Annotated in this window: 22 protein-coding genes and 1 tRNA gene; 14 read left to right on the forward strand and 9 right to left on the reverse strand. The window is 69.6% G+C overall.

What is annotated here, in order from left to right:
• The first annotated feature begins 65 nt into the window (after positions 1-65).
• Positions 66-470: a type II toxin-antitoxin system RelE/ParE family toxin gene (locus C2865_RS01415; protein WP_106396441.1), complete on the forward strand. Its 405-nt coding sequence runs from the start codon at positions 66-68 to the stop codon at positions 468-470.
• Entirely contained in the window at positions 467-799 is a 333-nt protein-coding gene (locus C2865_RS01420) for a helix-turn-helix domain-containing protein (RefSeq protein WP_106396442.1), read from the forward strand. Before C2865_RS01415 ends, C2865_RS01420 begins: the two co-directional genes overlap by 4 nt.
• Before the next feature lie 90 nt (positions 800-889).
• On the opposite strand, the gene C2865_RS01425 is transcribed toward C2865_RS01420, so the two are convergent.
• From C2865_RS01425 to thyA, 4 genes are all read right to left on the reverse strand, one after another.
• Positions 890-960 (reverse strand) — tRNA-Gly (locus C2865_RS01425).
• Positions 961-1,019: 59 nt separating this feature from the next.
• Entirely contained in the window at positions 1,020-1,454 is a 435-nt protein-coding gene (locus C2865_RS01430; RefSeq protein WP_106396443.1) for an HIT domain-containing protein, read from the reverse strand.
• Positions 1,451-1,945 carry a dihydrofolate reductase gene (locus tag C2865_RS01435; RefSeq protein WP_106396444.1) on the reverse strand — a complete coding sequence of 165 codons (495 nt, stop codon included), beginning with the start codon at positions 1,943-1,945 and terminating at the stop codon, positions 1,451-1,453. Before C2865_RS01435 ends, C2865_RS01430 begins: the two co-directional genes overlap by 4 nt.
• Positions 1,942-2,841, reverse strand: coding sequence for a thymidylate synthase (gene thyA, locus C2865_RS01440; protein ID WP_106396445.1), 900 nt, complete (start codon positions 2,839-2,841; stop codon positions 1,942-1,944). The genes C2865_RS01435 and thyA overlap by 4 nt, the downstream gene beginning before the upstream one ends.
• 186 nt (positions 2,842-3,027) lie before the next feature.
• On the opposite strand from thyA, the gene C2865_RS01445 reads away from it, so the two are divergent.
• The 3 genes from C2865_RS01445 to C2865_RS01455 all read left to right on the forward strand — a co-directional run bounded on the left by C2865_RS01445 (position 3,028) and on the right by C2865_RS01455 (position 5,123).
• Complete coding sequence (locus tag C2865_RS01445; RefSeq protein WP_157963510.1) at positions 3,028-3,591, forward strand: adenylyltransferase/cytidyltransferase family protein; 564 nt, start codon at positions 3,028-3,030, stop codon at positions 3,589-3,591.
• Positions 3,588-4,412, forward strand: a complete 825-nt coding sequence (locus tag C2865_RS01450; protein WP_106396447.1) for a deoxycytidylate deaminase — start codon at positions 3,588-3,590, stop codon at positions 4,410-4,412. The genes C2865_RS01445 and C2865_RS01450 overlap by 4 nt, the downstream gene beginning before the upstream one ends.
• Positions 4,413-4,478: 66 nt before the next feature.
• Positions 4,479-5,123: a hypothetical protein gene (locus tag C2865_RS01455; protein WP_157963511.1), complete on the forward strand. Its 645-nt coding sequence runs from the start codon at positions 4,479-4,481 to the stop codon at positions 5,121-5,123.
• A gap of 11 nt (positions 5,124-5,134) precedes the next feature.
• Here C2865_RS01455 and C2865_RS01460 read toward each other — a convergent pair whose 3' ends face one another.
• Positions 5,135-7,270 (reverse strand): (Fe-S)-binding protein, encoded by a 2,136-nt coding sequence (locus tag C2865_RS01460; RefSeq protein WP_106396449.1) that lies wholly within the window; start codon positions 7,268-7,270, stop codon positions 5,135-5,137.
• A gap of 273 nt (positions 7,271-7,543) precedes the next feature.
• Here C2865_RS01460 and C2865_RS01465 point away from each other — a divergent pair, with 273 nt between their 5' ends.
• The gene (locus tag C2865_RS01465; RefSeq protein WP_106396450.1) at positions 7,544-8,233 is read left to right on the forward strand and encodes a hypothetical protein; all 690 of its coding nucleotides are present in this window, start codon (positions 7,544-7,546) and stop codon (positions 8,231-8,233) included.
• Positions 8,234-8,245: 12 nt separating this feature from the next.
• Positions 8,246-8,965, forward strand: a complete 720-nt coding sequence (locus tag C2865_RS01470; protein ID WP_106396451.1) for a hypothetical protein — start codon at positions 8,246-8,248, stop codon at positions 8,963-8,965.
• A gap of 231 nt (positions 8,966-9,196) precedes the next feature.
• Here C2865_RS01470 and C2865_RS01475 read toward each other — a convergent pair whose 3' ends face one another.
• Together C2865_RS01475 and C2865_RS01480 are read right to left on the reverse strand one after the other, a co-directional pair.
• A complete protein-coding gene (locus C2865_RS01475; protein WP_106396452.1) occupies positions 9,197-10,330 on the reverse strand; it encodes a CU044_5270 family protein in 1,134 nt (377 codons plus the stop codon).
• On the reverse strand, positions 10,327-10,851 hold the full coding sequence (locus C2865_RS01480) for an RNA polymerase sigma factor (RefSeq protein WP_232835282.1): 525 nt from the start codon (positions 10,849-10,851) through the stop codon (positions 10,327-10,329). The genes C2865_RS01475 and C2865_RS01480 overlap by 4 nt, the downstream gene beginning before the upstream one ends.
• Before the next feature lie 254 nt (positions 10,852-11,105).
• Here C2865_RS01480 and dnaK point away from each other — a divergent pair, with 254 nt between their 5' ends.
• The 5 genes from dnaK to clpB all read left to right on the forward strand — a co-directional run bounded on the left by dnaK (position 11,106) and on the right by clpB (position 17,798).
• Positions 11,106-12,947 carry a molecular chaperone DnaK gene (gene dnaK, locus C2865_RS01485; protein WP_106396453.1) on the forward strand — a complete coding sequence of 614 codons (1,842 nt, stop codon included), beginning with the start codon at positions 11,106-11,108 and terminating at the stop codon, positions 12,945-12,947.
• The gene (gene grpE, locus C2865_RS01490) at positions 12,944-13,528 is read left to right on the forward strand and encodes a nucleotide exchange factor GrpE (protein WP_106396454.1); all 585 of its coding nucleotides are present in this window, start codon (positions 12,944-12,946) and stop codon (positions 13,526-13,528) included. The genes dnaK and grpE overlap by 4 nt, the downstream gene beginning before the upstream one ends.
• A gap of 73 nt (positions 13,529-13,601) precedes the next feature.
• A complete protein-coding gene (dnaJ, locus tag C2865_RS01495) occupies positions 13,602-14,771 on the forward strand; it encodes a molecular chaperone DnaJ (RefSeq protein WP_106396455.1) in 1,170 nt (389 codons plus the stop codon).
• Positions 14,771-15,205, forward strand: a complete 435-nt coding sequence (locus tag C2865_RS01500; RefSeq protein ID WP_106396456.1) for a heat shock protein transcriptional repressor HspR — start codon at positions 14,771-14,773, stop codon at positions 15,203-15,205. The genes dnaJ and C2865_RS01500 overlap by 1 nt, the downstream gene beginning before the upstream one ends.
• Before the next feature lies 1 nt (position 15,206).
• Entirely contained in the window at positions 15,207-17,798 is a 2,592-nt protein-coding gene (clpB, locus tag C2865_RS01505; protein WP_106396457.1) for an ATP-dependent chaperone ClpB, read from the forward strand.
• Positions 17,799-17,964: 166 nt separating this feature from the next.
• Here the strand turns inward: clpB and C2865_RS01510 are convergent, their stop codons facing one another.
• Positions 17,965-18,741: an SDR family NAD(P)-dependent oxidoreductase gene (locus C2865_RS01510; RefSeq protein WP_232835283.1), complete on the reverse strand. Its 777-nt coding sequence runs from the start codon at positions 18,739-18,741 to the stop codon at positions 17,965-17,967.
• A 99-nt stretch (positions 18,742-18,840) separates the two neighbouring features.
• Here C2865_RS01510 and C2865_RS01515 point away from each other — a divergent pair, with 99 nt between their 5' ends.
• Positions 18,841-19,407, forward strand: coding sequence for a hypothetical protein (locus C2865_RS01515; protein ID WP_106396459.1), 567 nt, complete (start codon positions 18,841-18,843; stop codon positions 19,405-19,407).
• Between the two features lie 363 nt (positions 19,408-19,770).
• Here the strand turns inward: C2865_RS01515 and C2865_RS01520 are convergent, their stop codons facing one another.
• The gene (locus tag C2865_RS01520) at positions 19,771-20,478 is read right to left on the reverse strand and encodes an SDR family oxidoreductase (protein WP_106396460.1); all 708 of its coding nucleotides are present in this window, start codon (positions 20,476-20,478) and stop codon (positions 19,771-19,773) included.
• A gap of 66 nt (positions 20,479-20,544) precedes the next feature.
• Between C2865_RS01520 and C2865_RS01525 the strand changes: the two genes are divergently transcribed.
• Complete coding sequence (locus C2865_RS01525) at positions 20,545-21,150, forward strand: TetR/AcrR family transcriptional regulator (protein WP_198652813.1); 606 nt, start codon at positions 20,545-20,547, stop codon at positions 21,148-21,150.
• Positions 21,151-21,156: the final 6 nt, after the last annotated feature.

Consider the following 21,156-nt stretch of genomic DNA (forward strand, 5'->3'; position numbering starts at 1 on the left):
CCTCAGACCAGGCACATGAGGGCATCAAGGGCGCCAGGCGTCCCGAGGAGAGCACGAGACAGAACATGACTGAATGGTTATACTCGCTGCATGAGCTGGGAGATCAGCCTTCACCGGAGGTCGAGGCGTGGTACCTGCAGATCTGCAAGACCGACCCAGAGAGCGCAGACCTGATCAAAGACGCGATCGATCAGCTCGCCGAGGAAGGACCTACGGCACGTCGCCCGCTGGTGGACCGGGTCCAAGGCAGCCGCTACCACAACATGAAGGAACTGCGTCCTCCCTCCTCCGGCACGAGCGAGATCCGGATGCTGTTCTGCTTCGATCCCGCCCGGGAAGCGATCTTCCTAGTCGCCGGAGACAAGGCCGGCAACTGGAACCGCTGGTACCGAGAGGCGATACCGCTGGCCGATGAACGGTTCACCGAACACCTGATCACCCTCAAGGAAGAAGAGCAGGAGGAGCGATGAGCACCCGCTACAGCAAGTGGTCAGACGTCAAGGCCAAGGGAGCCTCGCTCGACCCCCGCAGCGAGGAAGAGCAGGCCGCCGGAGCCGCCATCGCGCGCGAACGGCGCGAAGCCTACGTCCGCGGATTCCAGCTCGCCGAGATCCGCCAGGCCGCCGGCGTCACCCAGGCCGAGCTCGCCCAGACCCTAGGCGTCAGCCAGGCACGAATTTCCAAGATCGAACACGGCGAGGTCTCCGGCATCGACGTCGTACGCGACTACATCACCGCCCTCGGCGGCCACCTCGACCTCGTGGCTACCCTAGGCGACCGAACCTGGAAGGTCGCCTGACAGCACGGCAGCCCACCCTGAACAGATAGCCCCGAAAGCAACCAAGGCCCGGCTCCGGACTCACGCCCTGAGCTGGGCCTTTGTGATGAGAGCGGATGACGGGAATCGAACCCGCGCTGTCAGCTTGGGAAGCTGAAGTTCTACCATTGAACTACATCCGCGCGTGTCTCCGGGGAGACGGCTGCGTGAAACATAGTAGCGGAAGCTCGGGACTGGTGGGTCAGGAGCTCATGCGGAACCTGACCGGGGGGGCGTCCGGGGTCGGGTCGCCCACCAGGAGGTGGGCGTGGAGGTGGCGGATGGTGCCGCCGGTGTGGCGGCAGTCGCCGTTGCGGACGCCCAGGGCGTAGTAGGTCAGGTCGTGGTGTTCGCGGGCCCAGGCCAGGGCGGTGAAGAGCTCCAACTGGGCGGGTTCGCTCAGGTCTGCCATGTCCTCGACGTGTTCGTGGGGGAGCAGGAGGAGGTGGAGGTCGGCGCCTTTGTAGGGGTAGGCATTGGGGGTGATGGTCCAGTGGGCGCCTTCCCACAGGATGCGCTGGGTGCCTTCCTTGCGGAACGCGTCGGGGCAGAAGAGGCAGATGCCGGCGGCTTCGAGGCGTTGCATCTCGGCCAGCTGCTCGGGGGTGCGGTGGTTGTCGAAGCAGTACAGGCTCATCGGGCGTATTCGATGAAGGAGTAGCCGGAGTGGTCCTGGCGGGAGCGTTCGGTGAAGCCGGTGAGCCAGCCTTCGGGCATGGTGGCGTCGCCGTCGACGTCGCGGTGGACGCGGGTGAGGTGGATCTTCGTGATGTCGGGGAGGGCCTGGGCGTAGACCGAGGAGCCGCCGCAGACGAAGATCTCCCGGCCGTCCGGGGCCGCCAGGCTCCGGGCCGCGGACAGTGCCTCTTCGATGGTGGTGGTGACGGTGGTGTCGGGGTGGGGGGCCACTTCCGACGGGTCGCGGGTGAGCACGACCGTGCTGCGGTCGGGGAGGGGCCGGCCCAGCCGCGTGATGATGGAGTCGTAGGTCTTGCGGCCCATCACGACCACGTTGCCGGTGGTCAGCTTCCTGAAGTGGCGCAGGTCCTCGGGGAGGTGCCACGGGAGGGCGTTGTCCCTGCCGATGACGTCGTTGGCGGCCGCGGCGACGATCAGGATGAGGGTCATGAGGACACCGGGATTCCGGGCATGGACGGGTGGGGGTCGTAGTCCGTCACGTCGAAGTGGTCGCCGCGGAAGTCGTGGATGTCGTCGATCTTCATGCCGACGTCGGTGAGGCCGACGGTGGGCAGGCGGCGGGGTTCGCGGTCCAGGAGGACGCGGACGGCGTCGGCCTGGTCCTCGTAGATGTGGGCGTCGGAGATCGTGTGGTAGAAGGTCGACGCCTCGTGGCCGGTCAGGTGCTCCAGCATCAGGAGCAGGGCGGCGTACTGCACCATGTTGGACGGGACGCCGATCGGGAGGTCGCCGGAGCGCTGGAACATGTGCAGGTGGAGTCTCCCGTCCAGGACGCGGACGTGGACCCAGCCGTGGCAGGGGGCGATGGTCGCCTTGGGCGTCTTGCCGGTCCCGCGCACGAGGTACTGGGGGATCCAGGGGCTGACGAAGTGGGTGCGGTCGCCGGGGAGCTCGCGGATCTGCTCGACCAGGTGCCGGAACTGGTCGAAGCCCTCGGGCTGCTCCAGCGACGGGAAGGAGTGGAACGCGCCGCCGTACGAGCCGGGGCCGAGTTCTCCGGGGGCGAGGCCGCGCTTGGACGTCTTCGCCTCGGTGGCCCAGGCACCCCACCAGTCGCAGCCGTACTCGGCCAGCTCCTCCAGGGTGGTCGCGCCGTTGATGAAGGCGCACAGCTCACCGATGGGCTTGCGCCAGAACGAGCCGAGGCTGCGCTCGGTGATCAGCGGGAAGCCGTTGGCCAGGTCGAAGCGCATGGTCTGCTGCATCAGCGTCAGCGCGGCGGGGCCCTGCCGGGTCGGGACGCGGACGCCCTCGTCGAGCACCCGCCGGAGGAGTTCCCGGTACTGCCCGTCCGGAGTCCGCTCCGCATAGGGCAAGTAGCGCATGAAAGACCTTCCGGGAGCCTCAGGAGTGACAGACGAAGCAAGGCTACCCTCGCCGCCCCCTCCTCCCGGAACCGGCGCTCCGATCGGAGCCGGTGCCCCGAACAGCCCCTTTTCCCGAGCCCAGCAGGTCACAACACCCGACGCGATAGCATGAATCCGCTGAAGCCGATCGGGAGGAAAGCAGGAGTGACCAGGAGCACGCAGAAGAAGCGCCCCTTGGTCAGCCGCGACTTCTTCGACGACGCCTCGAACTTCGAACTCCGCTACGTCCAGGACTACGACCGCATCAGCGAGATCGTCGACGCCCTGCGCGCCGTCGACAACCGCATCGTCCTGACCAACGGCTCCTTCGACATCCTGCACGAGGGCCACTCCATGTACCTGGAGGCCTGCCGCGGCTTCGGCGACTTCCTGATCGTGGGCGTCGACAGCGACGACAAGATCCGCGCCCGCAAGGGCCCGCACCGCCCGGCCGTCCCGGAGATGGAGCGCCTGCGCATGGTCACCCACCAGCGCGGTGTGGGCCTGGTGACGCTCAAGCACCTCGACCACGAGAAGTGGGCGCTGATCAAGGCGGTCCGCCCGGACGTCCTGATCGCGACGGCCGAGACGTACTCCCCCGAGCAGATCGCCGAGCTGGAGGCGAAGTACTGCGGCGAGGTCCGCGTCCTGGAGCGGATGGCGACGATCAGCACGTCGGCCCGCCTGCGCCGCATCCAGCTCGGCCTGGCCGAGAACGCGGAGCGATGAGCGGTAGCGCGAAGCGGCTCGTCCTCTACCTCCCCGTCCTGCACGCCGGCTACGAGCGGCTCCTGGAACGCCACGGGGACGCCGAGGTCCTCCTCCTCGGCAGGGGCTTCCACGAGGTGTTCCCCGCCCTCCGCAAGGACATCCGCGCCCTGGACCCCGCGAGGGCGGCCGCCTATCTGGGCGGCCCGCCCCGGGTGAGGGTCATCGAGCCCGAGGACCTCCCCGGCGCGCTGGCCGGGGATCTCGTCATGCCCGACGAGGAGGTCATGCGCGAGCTGGCCGGCAGGTACGGCCTGGAACCCGCCTTCGAGCGGACCTTCCTGCGCTGGGACCGCCCGTGGAGCCTGGAGGAGGCGCCGGTCGGCTCGGCCGGGATCACCAGGACGGAGCTCGACCGCCACTTCATCAGGGAGGCCCGGGGCCAGGCCGGGCGCAGCTCCGACTGGTGGCGGCAGGTGGGCGCCGTGGCCGTCCGGGACGGCGAGGTCCTCGCCGAGGCCTACAACCGCCACCACCCCTCGGAGTACTCCCCCTACGTCGACGGCGACCCGAGGAACGAGTTCCGCAGAGGGCTGCGCGCGGACCTCTCCACCGCCATCCACGCCGAGGCCGCCGTGGTCGCCGAGGCGGCGCGTGAGGGCTTCTCCCTCAGGGGCGCGGACCTCTACGTCACCGCGTTCCCCTGTCCCGCGTGCGCCCGCCTGATCGCCGAGACGGGCTTCCGCAGGCTCTACTTCACCGGCACCTACTCCGTGCTGGACGGCGAGGGCGTCCTCAAGGCCGCGAACGTCGAACCGGTGTGGGTGGATCTCAACGGTTAAACCAGGAGACGGTAACAACCTGGCAACGCCGTCGTCGCGGGGAAAGTATTCAACGTCACACCTGTCGTGCGTGTGAGGAAGGGCCTGGCACGGCGGGTGCGGCGCGGGCCGACCCTGCTGCTGCCGGAGGTGCCCCAGCGGCTTCTGGAGACCGTGCGGCTGTTCGCTCCGGAGGCCCGGCAGGAGGAGGGGGTCGTCGTGGCGGGCTCGGCCCTGCTCGAGGGCCCGTTCGAGGTGACGTCCCGGCTGGCCCGGCTGGCGGAGCTTCCCGAGGGCTGGGCCGTGGCCTATGTGGGCGAGGGCCCGGACGGCCTGGTGGCGGGGCTGGCCAGGCGGCTCGGCGGGTTGTGGTTCCAGAACGGCCGCCCCGTGGCGTACCGGGACGACGAAGACCAGACGGTCACCGTCTACCTGCCGCGGAGGCCCGACCCGGAGAGGCTGACGAGCCTCGTGGAGAACACCACGTACACCGCCACCCCCGACACCGACCTCTACAGCGGCGGGCTGGTCTCCCTGCTCGTCCAGAAGGTGCACGAGCACCATGTCACGTGCGACCTGCACTCCGCCGACGCCCACCGGCTGGGCCACACCGCGCTGGCCATCGCCCGCGAGTTCGGCGGCGTCGCCCTGGACGGCGACGGCTACCGCATCACGGCCCCGGAAGACCTGAAGCCCGTCCCCAGGCAGCGGGGACGGGCTTCAGAACACTGACCGGGGAGAGGTCACTCCTTGCCGGCGGGGACCGCGGCGGGCTTGATCGACTGGAGCAGCAGCTGCGCCACGTCGACGACCTCCAGGGTCTCCTTGGCCTCACCGGAGGTCTTCTTCTCGTTGATGGCGTCGCCGAGCATCACGAGGCAGAAGGGGCAGGCCGTGGACACGGTGTCGGGGTTGGTCTCCAGGGCCTCGTCGACGCGCTCGGTGTTGATGCGCTTGCCGATGCGCTCCTCCATCCACATGCGCGCGCCGCCGGCGCCGCAGCAGAAGCCCTTGTCCTTGCAGCGGTGCATCTCCTGCGTCTTGACGCCGGGGACCTTCGCCATGATGTCGCGCGGCTGCTTGTAGACCTTGTTGTGGCGGCCGAGGAAGCAGGGGTCGTGGTAGGTGATGTTCTCCTCGATGGGAGTCACCGGCACGAGCTTGCCGTTGTCGACCAGGTCGGCGAGCAGCTGGGTGTGGTGGACGACGTCGTAGTTGCCGCCGACCTGCGGGTACTCGTTGGCGAGGGTGTTGAAGCAGTGCGGGCAGGTGGCGACGATCTTCTTGACGCCCGCGTCGTTCAGGGTCTCGACGTTCTGCTGGGCCATGCCCTGGAAGAGGTACTCCATGCCGAGGCGGCGGGCCGGGTCACCGGTGCAGGCCTCCATCGGGCCGAGCACGGCGAACTTGACGCCCGCGGTGTGCAGCAGCTCGGCGACGGCCTTGGTGGTCTTCTTGGCCCGGTCCTCCAGGGCGCCGGCGCAGCCGACCCAGAAGAGGTACTCGGCGTCCTCGGGGATCTTCTCGTCGATGACCTCGACCTCGAAGTCCAGCTCCTCGATCCACTCGAGGCGCTTCATCTCGCCCATGCCCCACGGGTTGCCCTTGTTCTCGAGGTTGCGCAGCATGACGCCGGCCTCGGACGGGAAGGACGACTCGATCATGGCCTGGTAGCGGCGCATGTCGAGGATGTGGTCGATGTGCTCGATGTCGACGGGGCACTGCTCGACGCAGGCGCCGCAGTTGGTGCAGGACCACAGGACGTCGGGGTGGATGACGCCGTCGTCGGCGACCAGCGGCTTGTCGACCTCCATGGCGAGCTTCTGCTCGTCGGTGAAGGCGCCCTGCTGCTCCTCGGTGGCCATGAAGAACGGCGCCTTGTGGAAGGCGTGGTCGCGCAGCTCCATGATCAGCAGCTTGGGCGACAGGGGCTTGCCGGTGTTCCAGGCGGGGCACTGCGACTGGCAGCGGCCGCACTCGGTGCAGGTCGCGAAGTCGAGGAAGCCCTTCCAGGTGAAGTCCTCGATCTTGCCGCGGCCGAAGAGGTCCTCGTCGGGGTCGGCCTCTTCGAAGTCGAGGCTGGTGCCGTCGGCCTTGAGGACCGGCTGCACGGCGCCCAGGCCGTTCGGGCGGCGCTTGAACATGACGTTCAGCGGCGCGAGGAAGATGTGCAGGTGCTTGGAGTTCACCACGATGACGAGGAACACCAGCGCCACGCCGATGTGCAGCAGCAGGCCGATCGAGCCGAGGATCTCCAGCGTGTCGTACGACATGCCCTCGAAGAGCCTGCCGGTGGCGTAGGAGCCGAACGCGGCCTTGCCGAACCCGAGGTGGTCCATCGCGGACAGCACGCCGCGGTAGAAGAACATCGTCCAGACCACATTGAAGATCATGAACAGGATCAGCCACGCGCCGCCGGTGTGCGAGCCCTTGAACCGGGACTTGCGGTCGAGCTTGGCCGGGGCGTTCTTGATCCGGATGATGCTGAAGACCACCAGGCCCAGGAAGCACATGATCGCGATGAAGTCCTGGACGAACCCGATCGGGCCCCAGGTCTGCAGGATCGGAATGTGCGCGTCGAGCCCGAAGAACAGGCCGACGGCGGCTTCGAGGTACACCGTGGCCAGCAGGAAGAACGCCCACATGACGAAGAAGTGGGCCAGGCCGGGGATGGTCCACTTGAGCAGCTTGCGCTGCCCCAGGACCTCGGTCACCTGGTCTTCGACGTCGGCCTTGGGGTCACGCTTGACGCTGGCGACCCGATCCGGAGCGGGCTGCCCGCTCTTGAACAGGTTCCATAGGAAGAGCACTCGCTTCCCGGCGAGGAACAGGGTCACCGCAATGCCGGCGAGCCCGATTATCAACGTGAGCCAGAACATCTGTTCCGTCCTCCTGAGGTACGGCCATCGGCTGAAGCGTAGGGCTCGCTACAGGCTGTCATGACATGGGGCCCCCGATTGTACCGACGAGTAACTTGTTGGGCCAAGCCGCCGGAGCCTCGAGTTGACGGGCCGATCCCCGCTAGAGGTACCCCGCGTTTCCCGTTCGTGACACAACAGATCTTGGAATGCCTGTTTTGTGAGGTTACTCTCACCGGCAACAGGAGGCAGGCGCGGCCTCCCTTTTTCACCCACCCCCCAAGGAGCAAGTCCATGCGCCGTGTCATCACGACCGGGCTCGCCACACTGGCTCTGACCTTCGGTTTCGCCGCCGCACCAGCCTCCGCGGCCAACCCCTACACCCCGTCCGAGGCCGACTTCGCCGACTGCCCGCCCAAGCCGGCCGGCGCCACGGAGTGGAAGTGCTTCGTCATGACGGCGCTCGACGGGCAGTTCCGGCTCAAGAACATGAAGGTGCGGATCGACCATGCCGTACGGTTCACCGTCGCCCAGGGCAAGGTGAACGGGCAGAAGGTCGCGCAGATGGGCGCGGTGCGCGGCGAGGCGATGCCCTTCGTCACCGGCGTGCTCGGCACTCCGCTGGAGGTGCCCGACCCCACCGGCTGGCAGGTGAAGATCGAGTCCACCGGGCAGGCCTCCCCCGGCGTCCTGTACCCGTCCAAGATCGGGCTGAAGGCGCGCATCATCGGCGAGGGCCTCGGCGACAACTGCTGGATCGGCTCGGACGCCGCCCCCGTCGTGCTCGCCCCCCGCATCCAGTGGAGCATCCCCTCGCTCCAGGGCGGCCTGCTCATGGTCAAGGCCAAGGTCTACGACGACGTCTTCGCCATCGACTGGGCGACCGGCTGCCAGAGCCCGCTCGTCAACACGCTGATCGGCAAGGCCAACGCCACCAGCAACCACTTCGACGCCACCTGGGCGATCCGCCACAAGACCTTCTAAGGGGACGTCCAGATGAAACTCCGCCGTATCGGCGTCGTCTTCGGCGTCGCCGCGCTCGCCCTCGGGCTGACCTCCTCCCCCGCCAGCGCCGAGCTGTCCTACGTTCCCTCCGAGGCCGACTTCGCCGACTGCCCGCCCAAGCCGGCGGGCGCCGAGAAGTGGACGTGCTACGTCTCCACCGCGCTGGAGGGCGGCTTCACCCTCGGCACCAAGCGGAACATCCGCATCCTCATCGACAAGCCGATGCGGATCACGTCCGCCGAGGGCCAGCTCGCCGACGGCACCAAGGTGGCCGCGTTCGGCGGCGTGCGCCAGCCGCAGAACTTCAAGGTCGTGACGGTCGTGCCCGGCACCAAGGCCATCCTCTCCGTCCTGCCGGAGATCGAGGGCCGGTTCGTCGGCGTCGGGCTCAATGGCGACGAGGCCGACGAGTTCAAGGTGCGGTTCCAGTTGTGGAGCCCGGGCGGCCTGCTCGGTCCGAACTGCACGATCGGCACGGACGCCGCCCCGATCGTCTTCAAGCCGAAGATCAACGTCTCGATGCCGTGGCTGTTCTGGCTGACCCCGATGGCCAAGGTCTGGGCGAACGAGAAGAACTTCGCGCTGCCGGCCTCCACCGGCTGCAACGCCTACCCCCTGCTGGGCCACCCCGACCAGCTGCTGGGCCTGCCCTCGGGCGGCGGTACCAACTCCGCCGACTTCGTCTGGGCGGTTCGGCATAAGACGTTCTGATTCGTTATCAGCGAGGCGTTCACTTCGGGATAAGCGGCGGGTTACGCTCCTCATCCCGGAGCACGCTCCCCCCTAGACGAACAGGCTCGTTGCCTTCCCCCCCGAGAGGTGACGGGCCTGTTCCCTTTCCCGCCCCGTCCCGCCGAGGACCCGGAGCCGGAGAAACGGACAGGCCCGCCGCTTTCCCCCCGGAAGCGAGCGGGCCTGTTCCGTGTTCCTATTGTCCCCCGTTCACGGCGCTTCTTCCGTCCAACCGGACGAGACGATCGTCACTGCGTTCCACAGGGCGCCCGCGGGCAGGGTCCTTTGATAGCCGCCCGGCTCGACGATGACGCTGTCGGTCTGGAGGGCGCGTCCGGTCGCCCGGTCGAACACGAGGCGGTTGAGGAGGACGGCGCCGCTCGCCTTCTCCTTCATCGTCACCGCGGTGCCCGACCTGCCCTCGAAGTCCGTGACGTTCTCCACCACCTGGACGGTCTTGAGCTCCGCCAGCATCCGGAACGCCGCGCCGCGGACCTTGGGGGTCACCGGCATGTCCGCGATCAGGCCGGTGGTGACGCGGTAGAGCCAGGCCTCGGACGTCATGGGAACGCTGGACGACTCGGTGTCATGGCCCTTGTAGGAGCGGAGAAGCCATGCCTTGAGCCGCTTCGGGTCGCCCGGAAGCTCCTGCAGCTCCTTCATCGTGACGTTCTTGCCGAGCCAGAAGACCTTGTCCCCGTCCACCAGCCGGCTGCGGGAGACCCTTTCTTTCCCGGGCTCCCGGTCGATCGGGTAGGAGGCCTGTTCGGCGCTACCGGCTTTGACGGGCTTCGGGGCGCCCACGGAGACCTTGGACGGGGAGCCCGCCTGCTTCCACGCCGCCTCGTCCTCCGGCGAGGGGAACTCGAATCCGCGCCGCTGCGAACGGCTGATCTGCTCCCCGCCGGGTGCGTACGGTGTCCACGCCTCCGTTTCACTCAGCTCGTAGACGGCGTACGAGGGCTCGCCCTGCACGCGTGACATGTGGCGCTGAACGGACGTGGAGCTCCACCAGGTGCCGGTCTTCTCCTGCTGCGCCTCGGCCTGGGTCGCGGCGGACAGCAGGACCGTCCGGGCGTCCAGCGCCACGGAAGCGGTCGGGGCGACGACGGGATCGGTCGAGACCTCTGCCTGGGGGTCGAAGAGCACGCCGGAGGCCACCACCGCAGCCGCCGTCACGGCCCCCGCGAGCCCCAGACCCCATACGGGTCGGAAGCTCCGCCGTGACGCCGTCTGCCGGTGCTGGGAGAAGGCGTGGTCGAGTTCCCGGGTCCGCGTACCGGGGTCCGTGGGGGTGTCCAGGTGAGCGGGCCGGGCCGCACGAAGACGTTCCATCGAGTTCATGAGCACTCCTGGGGGGAGATCCGGACCTGGGGAGAGATCCGTGCGGGGGTTTCTTCGAGTGCCCGCGTGAGGCGTTTGCGGGCACGGTGCAGCCGTACGCGGAAGGCCGCCTGACCGCAGCCGACGACCGCGGCGGCGTCCTTCACCGCCAATCCCTGCCAGGCGACGAGCAGGAGCAGCTCCCTGTCGTCCTCCGAGAGGGAGGCCAGGGCGCGCAGCACCTCCAGCCGCTCGGCCACCTGCTCGGCGTGGTCGCCTTCGGTCCAGGCCCTCAGTTCCGCCTGCAGGGAGTCGCGGCGGACCTGGGCCCTGATGTTCTCCCGCAGCACGTTGCGGGCCACCCCGATGAGCCAGGGCAGGGGCTGCTCCGGCAGGTCGTCCAGCCGCCGCCAGGCGATCGCGAAGGTCTCGCTGACCACCTCGTCGGCGATCTGCCGGCCCGCCCGGCTGACCACGTAGGCCCACACCCGTTGTCGGCACCCGTCGTACATCTCGGTGAAGCGCCGGTGATCTTCGTTCACGCGCTCCCCCCTTCGTCCGGCCGTCTCTGACACCGGGTAGTGGTCGCCAGAGAACTCCTGTTACATCCCATCTCATCGGGACAGGCGATTCGGGAACATCTGGAGCTGCTCAACCGTTCTGCCAGTAGATCGGCAAGAAAGTTGAGTCGGGGGGACTCAAGTGATTTGACACTGGAACGCCCCCACGGCATCCTTGGACCAGCAGATCTCTTTCAGGCCGACCAAGACCTGACGAACAACGGAGGATTCTGACGATGGCACGTGCGGTCGGTATCGACCTCGGGACGACCAACTCGGTCGTCGCGATTCTGGAGGGCGGCGAGCCCACCGTGATCGCCAACGCGGAGGGGTCGCGGACCACGCCGTCCGTCGTCGCCTTCGCCAAGAACGGCGAGGTCCTCGTCGGCGAGGTCGCCAAGCGGCAGGCGGTCACCAACGTCGACCGGACGATCCGGTCGGTCAAGCGCGAGATCGGCACCGATTGGAAGATCGGTATCGACGGCAAGGACTTCACCCCGCAGCAGATCAGCGCGTTCGTGCTGCAGAAGCTCAAGCGCGACGCCGAGGCCTACCTGGGCGAGACGGTCACCGACGCGGTGATCACCGTCCCGGCCTACTTCAGCGACCACCAGCGCCAGTCCACCAAGGAGGCCGGCCAGATCGCGGGACTGAACGTCCTGCGCATCATCAACGAGCCGACTTCCGCCGCGCTGGCCTACCACCTGGAGAAGGAGGGCGAGGCCACGATCCTCGTCTTCGACCTCGGTGGCGGCACGTTCGACGTCTCCCTGCTCGAGGTGGGCGACGGCGTGGTCGAGGTGAAGGCCACCTCCGGCGACAACCACCTGGGCGGCGACGACTGGGACAACAAGGTCGTCGACTGGCTGGTCACCAAGTTCAAGAACGCGCACGGCGTCGACCTGTCCAAGGACAAGATGGCCCTGCAGCGGCTGCGCGAGGCCGCCGAGAAGGCGAAGATCGAGCTGTCCTCCTCCGCGGAGACCACGATCAACCTGCCCTACATCACGGCCTCGGCCGAGGGCCCGCTGCACCTGGACGAGAAACTCACCCGCGCGGAGTTCCAGAAGCTCACCGCCGACCTGCTCGAGCGCTGCAAGGCGCCGTTCCAGCAGGTGATCAAGGACGCGGGCATCAGCGTCAACGAGATCGCCCACGTGGTCCTGGTCGGCGGCTCGACCCGGATGCCCGCCGTGACCGAGCTGGTCAAGGAGCTCGCCGGCAAGGAGCCCAACAAGGGCGTCAACCCGGACGAGGTCGTGGCCGTCGGCGCCGCGCTGCAGGCCGGTGTGCTCAAGGGCGAGGTCAAGGACGTCCTGCTGCTCGACGTGACCCCGCTGTCGCTGGGCATCGAGACCAAGGGCGGCATCTTCACCAAGATCATCGAGCGCAACACCACGATCCCGACCAAGCGCTCGGAGACCTTCACCACGGCCGACGACAACCAGCCGTCCGTGGAGATCCAGGTCTACCAGGGCGAGCGCGAGATCGCCGCGTACAACAAGAAGCTGGGCACCTTCCAGCTGACCGGCCTGCCCCCGGCGCCGCGCGGCGTCCCGCAGATCGAGGTCACCTTCGACATCGACGCCAACGGCATCGTGAACGTCTCGGCGAAGGACCTCGGCACCGGCAAGGAGCAGTCGATGGTCATCTCCGGCGGCTCCGCGCTGCCGAAGGACGACATCGAGCGCATGATGCGCGAGGCCGAGCAGTACGCCGAGGAGGACCGCCGGATCAAGGAGCAGGCCGAGATCCGCAACCAGGCGGAGACGGCCACCTACACCACCGAGAAGTTCCTCAAGGAGAACGGCGAGAAGCTCCCCGAGGACCTCAAGAAGGAGGTGGAGGAGGCCATCGCACAGGTCCGCAAGGACCTCGAGGGCACCGACACCGAGGCCATCAAGACCTCGAACGAGAAGCTGGCGCAGGTGTCCCAGAAGCTGGGCGCGGCCCTGTACGCGCAGCAGCAGGCCGAGGGCGGCGCGACCACGCCGGGCGCGGAGCAGCAGCAGGAGGCTCCGCAGGACGACGAGGTCGTGGACGCCGAGATCATCGACGATGACAAGGACGCCAAGTGACCAACTCTCAGGACGAACCGGTGATCCGCGACTCGCGGCGCATCGATCCTGAGACCGGTGAGCTGCGGACTCCTCCCGCCGAGCAGACGGACGAGGAGGAGCCCGCGGCCCTGGCCGGGGAAGTGGTCGATGAAGCCGCCGAGCAGCCCGCGGACGGCAGGCTGCAGGAGGAGCTCGACGAGCGGACCGCGGATCTTCAGCGGTTGCAGGCCGAGTACGTCAACTACCGCAGGCGGGTCGAACGGGACCGGGTGGCCGTGCGCGAGCAGGCCATCTCCGGGGTCGTCACCGACCTGCTGCCCGTCCTCGACAGCCTCGACAAGGCGCGCGAGCACGACGAGCTGGTCGGCGCGTTCAAGTCCGTGGGCGAGTCCCTGGAGACCATCCTGGGCAAGCTGGGACTGGAGAAGTTCGGCTCGGTCGGCGAGCCGTTCGACCCCAACGTGCACGAGGCGCTGACCCACGTGCCCTCACCGGACGTGACCGAGGAGCAGATCCTCGAGGTCTACCAGCCGGGTTACCGGATCGGTGAGCGCGTGGTGCGGCCCGCACGGGTCGTCGTCGCCGGCCCGCAGGACTGAAAACAGAACAATCCGCCCCGGGGGTGCCGCCACCCCCGGGGCGCACCGAAGCACTTTTTTCGAAGGGGAGCCGGTGAGCACCAAGGACTACCTTGAGAAGGACTACTACAAGTCCCTCGGTGTCGCCAAGAACGCCACCCAGGACGAGATCAAGAAGTCTTACCGGAAGCTCGCCCGCAAGTACCACCCCGACGCCAACAAGGGCGACGTCGAAGCCGAGGACCGCTTCAAGGAGATCTCCGAGGCCTACGACGTCCTGTCCGACGACAAGCGCCGCAAGGAGTACGACGAGATCCGCGCCTACGGCGGCGGCGCCTTCCGGCGCGGTCCGGGCGGCGGCGGCACCCAGGGCTTCGACCTGAACGACCTGTTCGGCAACGCGGGCGGCGGCGCCGCCCCCGGCGGGCTCGGCGACATCTTCGGCGGGCTGTTCGGCCGGGGCGCGCGGACCACCGGCCCGACCACCGCGGGCAGGCGGTCCCGCCGCGGCCAGGACATCGAGTCCGAGGTGACGCTGACGTTCTCCGAGGCGCTCGAGGGCATCACGGTCCCGCTGCGGCTGTCGTCCGAGGCCCCCTGCCCGACGTGCCGGGGCACCGGCGCCAAGGCCGGGACGCTGCCGAAGGTCTGCCCGCACTGCGAGGGCACCGGCCAGGAGACCCGCAACATGGGCGGCTTCGGGTTCGCCGAGCCGTGCAGCAGGTGCCACGGGCGCGGCATGGTCGTGGACGACCCGTGCGGCACGTGCCGGGGCAGCGGCCGGGCCATGAGCACCCGCACCATCCAGGCCAGGGTCCCGGCCGGCGTCAAGGACGGCCAGACCATCCGGCTCAAGGGCAAGGGCGCCCCCGGCGAGAACGGCGGGCCCCAGGGCGACCTCCTGGTCAAGCTGAAGGTCACCCCGCACCCGGTGTTCGGCCGCGAGGGCGACAACCTGACCGTCACCGTGCCGGTGACGTTCCCCGAGGCCACGCTCGGCGGCGAGATCCTCGTGCCGGTGCACGGCGGCCAGCCGGTGAAGCTGCGCATCCCCGAGGGCACCCCCAACGGGCGCACGTTCCGGGTCAGGGGCCGCGGGGCGACCCGCCGCGACGGCACCAAGGGCGACCTGCTCGCCACCGTCGAGGTGCAGGTCCCGCAGAAGCTGAGCAATGACGAACGCGAGGCGCTGGAACGCTTCGCCCGGAGCCACCGCGGCGAGGAGCTGCGGGACGACCTCGTGAGACAAGCCAAGGAGGGGTAGTGAACCTTCCTGACGACACCCCTGTCTACGTCATCTCGATCGCGGCGCAGCTGTCCGGGCTCCACCCGCAGACGCTGCGCACCTACGACCGGATGGGGCTGGTGTCGCCCGGCCGCACGTCCGGCCGGGGCCGGCGCTACTCCATGCGCGACATCGTCATGCTGCGCGAGATCCAGCGCCTCTCCCAGGAGGAGGGCGTCAACCTCGCGGGCATCCAGAAGATCCTCGAACTCCAGCACGCCAACGAGGAGCTCCACGCGGAGATGAAGCGGCTGCGGAGGCTGGTCGAGGATCTGGGCAACGAACTCGAATCCACCCGAGCCGTGGCGGCACGGCTGGCCCAGCTGCGCGGGGAGAGCCGCGGAGGGGACCTCGTGCCGATCAGGCAGGCCGGGGTCGTCATCTGGCGGCAACAGCAGGAATCCGGGGGCTGAAATGGACTACAAACTCACGAACAAGAGCCAGGAGGCGGTCTCCGTCGCGGTCCGGCGGGCGGCTTCCGAGGGCAGCCCGCAGGTCGAACCCGCGCATCTGCTCGCCGCGCTGCTGGCCCAGCAGGACGGCACGACGGTGCCGCTGCTGGAGGCCGTCGGGGCCGACCCGGCCGCCGTCCGCCGCCGCACCGAGGAGCTGGTCGAGCAGCTGCCGAAGGCCAAGGGCTCGACGGTCGCCGCGCCGCAGAGCTCGCGCCCGCTGCTGGCCTCGCTCAACACCGCGGCGTCGCGGGCCCGGCAGCTGCAGGACGAGTACGTCTCGACCGAGCACCTGCTGGTGGGTCTGGCCACCGACGGCGGCCAGGTCGCGACGCTGCTGAAGGAGTCCGGGGCCACCCCCGACGCGCTGCTCGACGCGTTCGAGAAGGTGCGCGGGCACGCCCGGGTGACGAGCGAGAACCCCGAGGACACCTACCAGTCGCTGGAGAAGTTCGGCGTCGACCTCACCGCCAGCGCGCGGGAGGGCAAGCTCGACCCGGTGATCGGCCGCGACGCCGAGATCCGGCGGACCGTCCAGGTGCTGTCGCGGCGCACCAAGAACAACCCGGTGCTGATCGGCGAGCCCGGCGTCGGCAAGACGGCCGTCGTCGAGGGCCTGGCGCAGCGGATCGTGGCCGGCGACGTGCCCGAGTCGCTGCGCGACAAGCGGCTGATCGCGCTGGACCTGTCGGCGATGGTGGCGGGCGCGAAGTTCCGCGGCGAGTTCGAGGAGCGGCTCAAGGCCGTCCTCAACGAGATCAAGCAGTCCGAAGGCCAGATCATCACCTTCATCGACGAGCTGCACACCATGGTCGGGGCGGGCGCCGCCGAGGGCGCGATGGACGCGGGCAACATGCTCAAGCCCATGCTGGCCCGCGGCGAGCTGCGCATGATCGGCGCGACGACCCTGGACGAGTACCGCGAGCGCATCGAGAAGGACCCGGCGCTGGAGCGGCGCTTCCAGCAGGTGCTGGTCGACGAGCCGTCCGTCGAGGACTCCGTGGCGATCCTGCGCGGCCTCAAGGGCCGGTACGAGGCGCACCACCAGGTGCAGATCTCCGACTCGGCGCTGGTCGCGGCCGCGACGCTGTCCGACCGGTACATCACCTCGCGGTTCCTGCCGGACAAGGCCATCGACCTGGTGGACGAGGCCGCGTCCCGGCTCCGGATGGAGATCGACTCCCGTCCGGTGGAGATCGACGCGCTGCAGCGGACCGTCGACCGGATGAAGATGGAGGAGCTGGCGCTCTCCAAGGAGTCCGACGAGGCGTCCCGGCAGCGGCTGGAGAAGCTGCGCGCCGACCTGGCCAACAAGCAGGAGGAGCTGAACGCGCTCGTCGCCCGCTGGGAGCAGGAGAAGGCCGGCCTGAACAGGGTCGGCGAGCTGAAGAAGAAGCTCGACGACCTGCACGGGCAGGCCGAGCGCGCCCAGCGCGACGGCGACTTCGAGGCCTCCTCGCGGCTGCTGTACGGCGAGATCCCCATGCTGGAGAAGGAGATCAAGCAGGCGTCGGAGGCCGCGGAGTCGCGGGGCGCCATGGTCAAGGAGGAGGTCGGCCCGGACGACGTCGCGGACGTGGTGTCGGCCTGGACGGGCATCCCCGCCGGGCGGCTCATGCAGGGCGAGACCGCCAAGCTCCTGCACATGGAGGACCACATCGGCAAGCGCCTCATCGGGCAGAAGGCCGCCGTCATGGCGGTGTCCGACGCGGTGCGCCGCAGCCGGGCCGGCGTGGCCGACCCGGACCGCCCCACGGGCTCGTTCCTGTTCCTGGGCCCGACGGGCGTGGGCAAGACCGAGCTGGCCAAGGCGCTGGCGGACTTCCTCTTCGACGACGAGCGGGCCATCACCCGGATCGACATGTCGGAGTACTCCGAGAAGCACTCGGTGGCCCGGCTGGTCGGCGCCCCTCCCGGTTACGTGGGGTACGAGGAGGGCGGCCAGCTCACCGAGGCCGTCCGCCGCCGCCCGTACAGCGTGGTGCTGCTGGACGAGGTCGAGAAGGCGCACCCCGAGGTCTTCGACCTGCTGCTGCAGGTGCTGGACGACGGCAGGCTGACCGACGGCCAGGGCCGCACGGTGGACTTCCGCAACACGATCCTGATCCTGACGTCCAACCTGGGCTCGCAGTTCCTGGTGGACCCGACGCTGTCGCAGGAGCAGAAGCGCGAGACGGTCATGGCCACGGTGCGCGCCTCCTTCAAGCCGGAGTTCCTCAACCGCCTGGACGACGTCATCCTCTTCGAGCCGCTGACGCAGCTGGAGCTCGCCGAGATCGTCGACCTGCAGGTCGAGCGCCTGTCCAGGCGCCTGGCCGACCGCCAGCTCACCCTCACGGTGACGCCGGAGGCCCGCCAGTGGCTCGCCGAGACCGGCTACGACCCGGTCTACGGCGCCCGCCCGCTGCGCCGCCTCGTCCAGACGGCCATCGGCGACCAGCTCGCCCGCGCCCTCCTGGACGGCACCATCCGCGACGGCTCCGAGGTCGTCGTCGACCTCGACAAGGAGTCCGACAAGCTCACCGTCGGCTCCCCCCTGTCCCTGACGAAGTGACCCTTCGTCGCCGGGCTGCGCCCCTTTGGGGCGCGGCCCCGGCGACGAAGGGCCCTCGAGAGCAGCCGAACGCCACCCGCGCCCTCCGGGCGCGGGCCCGGCGAAGGACGCCTTCCAGGGCGGGCAGCCGTCGGCCCGCGCCTTGCAGCGCGGGTTTTCGGCGGGATCAGGGCATGCCGCCGTCGACGCGGAGGGTGGCGCCGCTGGTGTAGCTGGACGCGTCGGAGATCAGGTAGAGGACCGCGCCGACGATCTCGGCGGGGTCGCCGATGCGCTGGAGGGCGTGGGGGCGTACTCCTTCGGCGAGTCTGTCCTCGTCCCAGCCGCGGGTGGCACCGGTGGCGAAGGGGCCGGACATCAGGGTGTTGACGCGCACCTTCGGGCCCAGTGCCAGGGCGAGGCCCTCGGTGAGGGCGTTGAGGCCCGCCTTCGCCGCGGCGTAGGGGACGATCGCGGGGCGGGGCCGGATCGAGCCGGTGGAGCTGATGTTGAGGATCGCGCCGCGGCCCGCCTCGGCCATGCGCTCACCCGCCAGGACGGACAGGCGGAAGGGGCCCTTCAGGTTGAGGTTGAGCACGGAGTCGAACAGCTTCTCCGTGACCGAGCCGAGGTCGTCGTAGACCGGGGACATGCCCGCGTTGTTGATCAGCGCGTCGAGCCTGCCGAACCGCTCGTAGACGGCGTCGACCAGTCCCGGCAGCTGGTCCCAGCGCCCCACGTGCACGCCGTAGGGCATCGCCGCCCGCCCGGTGGCCTCCTCGATCTCCCTTGCCGTCCTGGCGCAGGCGTCGCGGTCCCGGCTGGCCACCACGACGTCCGCCCCGCACCTCGCCGCCGCGAAGGCCATCTCCCTGCCCAGCCCCCGGCTCCCGCCGGTGACCAGCACGACCCGCCCCGTCAGATCGAAGAGCTCGTCCGCGTAACCCATTCGCGCCTCCCGCATTCCACGATAGGAGAATGTCATTCTCCATAGGCAGAATGCTAGTTACCAGAGCTTCGCCTCACAAGACCGCCCGGCCCGCGCCGTCCGTACGATGAGCACGTGGCAGGTCGCAGCAGAAAACAGAAGAAGCCGGACTCGCGGAAGAGGGCCGAAGCCGCACAGAAGGCGCAGACCGCGCAGAGGGCACGCACCGCGCGACGGGCCCGCGCCCCCCGGCTCCCGGCCGGTCGGCCCGCGAAGCGCACCCCGTGGCTTCCCCTGCTGCTCCGCGGCCTGCTCGTCGTGGCCGCCGGCTACCTGGCCTCGCTCATCTCCTTCGTCTCCTTCTTCAGCGGCGGCACCCTCTTCGCCGCCGACCCCGCCCGCCCCTTCTCCGGAGCGGCCCTGATCGCCGGAGGCGTCCTCCTCCTCCCCCCGCTCCTCTACTACGGCGCGGCGAGACTGACGGCCGCCGCCACTCCCCTCACCCGGACCTGGCAGGGCCGTCTCCGCTGGAGCATCGTCGCCTACGTCCTCACCATGCTCCTCGCGGTCCTCCTGGACTTCAGCCAGATCTCCTTCCTCCTGGCCGCCCTCCCCGCCGCCTTCATCCTCGGCGAACGCACCTTCCGCGCCGCCCTCCTGGCCTGCGCTCTCCTCACCTGCACCGTCATCGCCCTCTGGTGACCACCACGCCTAAAACGAAGCACCACCTCCGGCCAGGGCGCCCCACCACCTTGGGACCGCCATCAGCACCTTCGCCACCTGGCGAACACCAACCCGAAACGACGCGCCGCCCCCGACCGGAGCATCCCGCCGCCCAGGGACCACCATCAGCATCTGCACCACCTGACGAACACCAACCCGAAACGACGCGCCACCTCCGACCGGAGCGCCCCGCCGCCTTGGGACCGCCATCAGCACCTTCGCCACCTGGCGACACCAACCTGAGAACGACGCGCCGCCCCCGCCGGGGCGTCCCGCCGCCCCGGGACCGCCGTCGGCGTCCTGTCGCCGGAGGGTCGGCGGCCGGGTCGGGCACGGCGGGCGTCAGGGCAGGGGGGCCGCGAGGTAGGGGACGGGCGGTCGGCCGGGCCGGACGACGAGTTCGGTGCCCGCGGGGGCGGTGCGCAGGGTCGTCTCGACGGCGGCGGCGACCTCGTCGGCGCTGAGCATGGGGATGCCGGCCGCGCGGAAGCGGTCGCGGGCCCCCGCGGTCAGCGGGGTGTCGACGAGGCCGGGGCAGACGGCGCTGAGGCGGACGCCCTCCTGGGACAGGGTGGCGGACAGGGCGCGGACCAGGCCGATGACGGCGTGCTTGGTCATCGTGTAGACGGGGTCCTGCGCGACGCCGTGCAGGGCCGCCAGGGAGGCGACGGCGACGATGGAGCCGCCGCCTCCCGCGCGCATGACGGGGAGGGCGGCGCGCAGCCCGTAGACGACGGAGTGCTGGTTGACGCCGACGACGGCCTGGTAGCGGTCGAGGTCGAGGGTGGCGGGGTCCTTGTCGACGGAGTTGGTGCCGGCGTTGAGGACGAGCAGGTCGAGCCGGTCGCCGGCGGCCGCGACGGCCCGCAGCGACAGGTCCGGGTCGGTCAGGTCCCCCACCAGCGCGGCGCCGCCGATGGAGGCGGCGACGCCTTCGACCTTCGGGTCGCGGTCCACCAGGACGCAGCGGGCTCCGGAGGCGGCCAGGCGGCGGGCGACGGCCTCGCCGATCCCGCCCGCGGCTCCCGTGACGATCGCGGTCTCACCCATGATGATCTCCCTACTTACATGTAGGTAGGTGACGGTAGCGGACGGCCGCACCGGTACGGTCGTCGGGTGGCAGAACAGACGCCGGGCGGCAGGCGCGAGGAGATCGTCGCGGTCGCGCTCGAGATGGTCGCCGAGCGCGGCTACCGCGGGACCTCCCTGGACGCGATCGCGCGGGAGGTCGGGCTGACCCGCCAGGGGGTCCTGCACTACTTCCCCGGCAAGAAGCACCTGCTGGCGGAGATCCTGCGGCGCCGCGAGGACCTCAACCGCGAGCACCTGCTGGCCGGGCACGCCCATGAGGACTGGCCCGCCCAGATGGCCCGGGTCGTCGACCACGACCACCGGCGGCCCGGCCTGGCCCGCGCCTACAGCGTGCTGATGGCCGAGAGCGTCACCAGCGGCCATCCCGCCCAGGAGTACTTCCGCGACCACTACGCCGCCGCGCGTGAACGCATGGTCGCGGCCTTCACCGACCGGTGGGGCGAACGCCTGCCCAGCGGCCTGACCCCGCGCGCCGCCGCCGTCGCGCTCCTCGCACTCCTGGACGGCATGCAGCAGCAATGGCTCCTGGACCGCGACCAGGCCGACCACCCGCAGATCATCCGGGAGGTCCTCACCGTCGTGCTCGGCACCGGCCCGCACCCCGAGGATCCGGAACCCGGCCCCGGATGACTCCGT

It is taken from the genome of Actinocorallia populi (genome assembly GCF_002995495.1).
GTDB classification, from domain to species: domain Bacteria; phylum Actinomycetota; class Actinomycetes; order Streptosporangiales; family Streptosporangiaceae; genus Actinocorallia; species Actinocorallia populi.

What these genes read in the sequence shown, in the direction of transcription:
- C2865_RS01415 (WP_106396441.1), top strand. Translation starts at nt 66, where the DNA reads ATGACTGAATGGTTATACTCGCTGCATGAGCTGGGAGATCAGCCTTCA.
- C2865_RS01420 (WP_106396442.1), top strand. Translation starts at nt 467, where the DNA reads ATGAGCACCCGCTACAGCAAGTGGTCAGACGTCAAGGCCAAGGGAGCC.
- C2865_RS01430 (WP_106396443.1), bottom strand. Translation starts at nt 1,454, where the DNA reads ATGAGCCTGTACTGCTTCGACAACCACCGCACCCCCGAGCAGCTGGCC.
- C2865_RS01435 (WP_106396444.1), bottom strand. Translation starts at nt 1,945, where the DNA reads ATGACCCTCATCCTGATCGTCGCCGCGGCCGCCAACGACGTCATCGGC.
- thyA (WP_106396445.1), bottom strand. Translation starts at nt 2,841, where the DNA reads ATGCGCTACTTGCCCTATGCGGAGCGGACTCCGGACGGGCAGTACCGG.
- C2865_RS01450 (WP_106396447.1), top strand. Translation starts at nt 3,588, where the DNA reads ATGAGCGGTAGCGCGAAGCGGCTCGTCCTCTACCTCCCCGTCCTGCAC.
- C2865_RS01460 (WP_106396449.1), bottom strand. Translation starts at nt 7,270, where the DNA reads ATGTTCTGGCTCACGTTGATAATCGGGCTCGCCGGCATTGCGGTGACC.
- C2865_RS01465 (WP_106396450.1), top strand. Translation starts at nt 7,544, where the DNA reads ATGCGCCGTGTCATCACGACCGGGCTCGCCACACTGGCTCTGACCTTC.
- C2865_RS01470 (WP_106396451.1), top strand. Translation starts at nt 8,246, where the DNA reads ATGAAACTCCGCCGTATCGGCGTCGTCTTCGGCGTCGCCGCGCTCGCC.
- C2865_RS01475 (WP_106396452.1), bottom strand. Translation starts at nt 10,330, where the DNA reads ATGAACTCGATGGAACGTCTTCGTGCGGCCCGGCCCGCTCACCTGGAC.
- dnaK (WP_106396453.1), top strand. Translation starts at nt 11,106, where the DNA reads ATGGCACGTGCGGTCGGTATCGACCTCGGGACGACCAACTCGGTCGTC.
- clpB (WP_106396457.1), top strand. Translation starts at nt 15,207, where the DNA reads ATGGACTACAAACTCACGAACAAGAGCCAGGAGGCGGTCTCCGTCGCG.
- C2865_RS01510 (WP_232835283.1), bottom strand. Translation starts at nt 18,741, where the DNA reads ATGCGGGAGGCGCGAATGGGTTACGCGGACGAGCTCTTCGATCTGACG.
- C2865_RS01520 (WP_106396460.1), bottom strand. Translation starts at nt 20,478, where the DNA reads ATGGGTGAGACCGCGATCGTCACGGGAGCCGCGGGCGGGATCGGCGAG.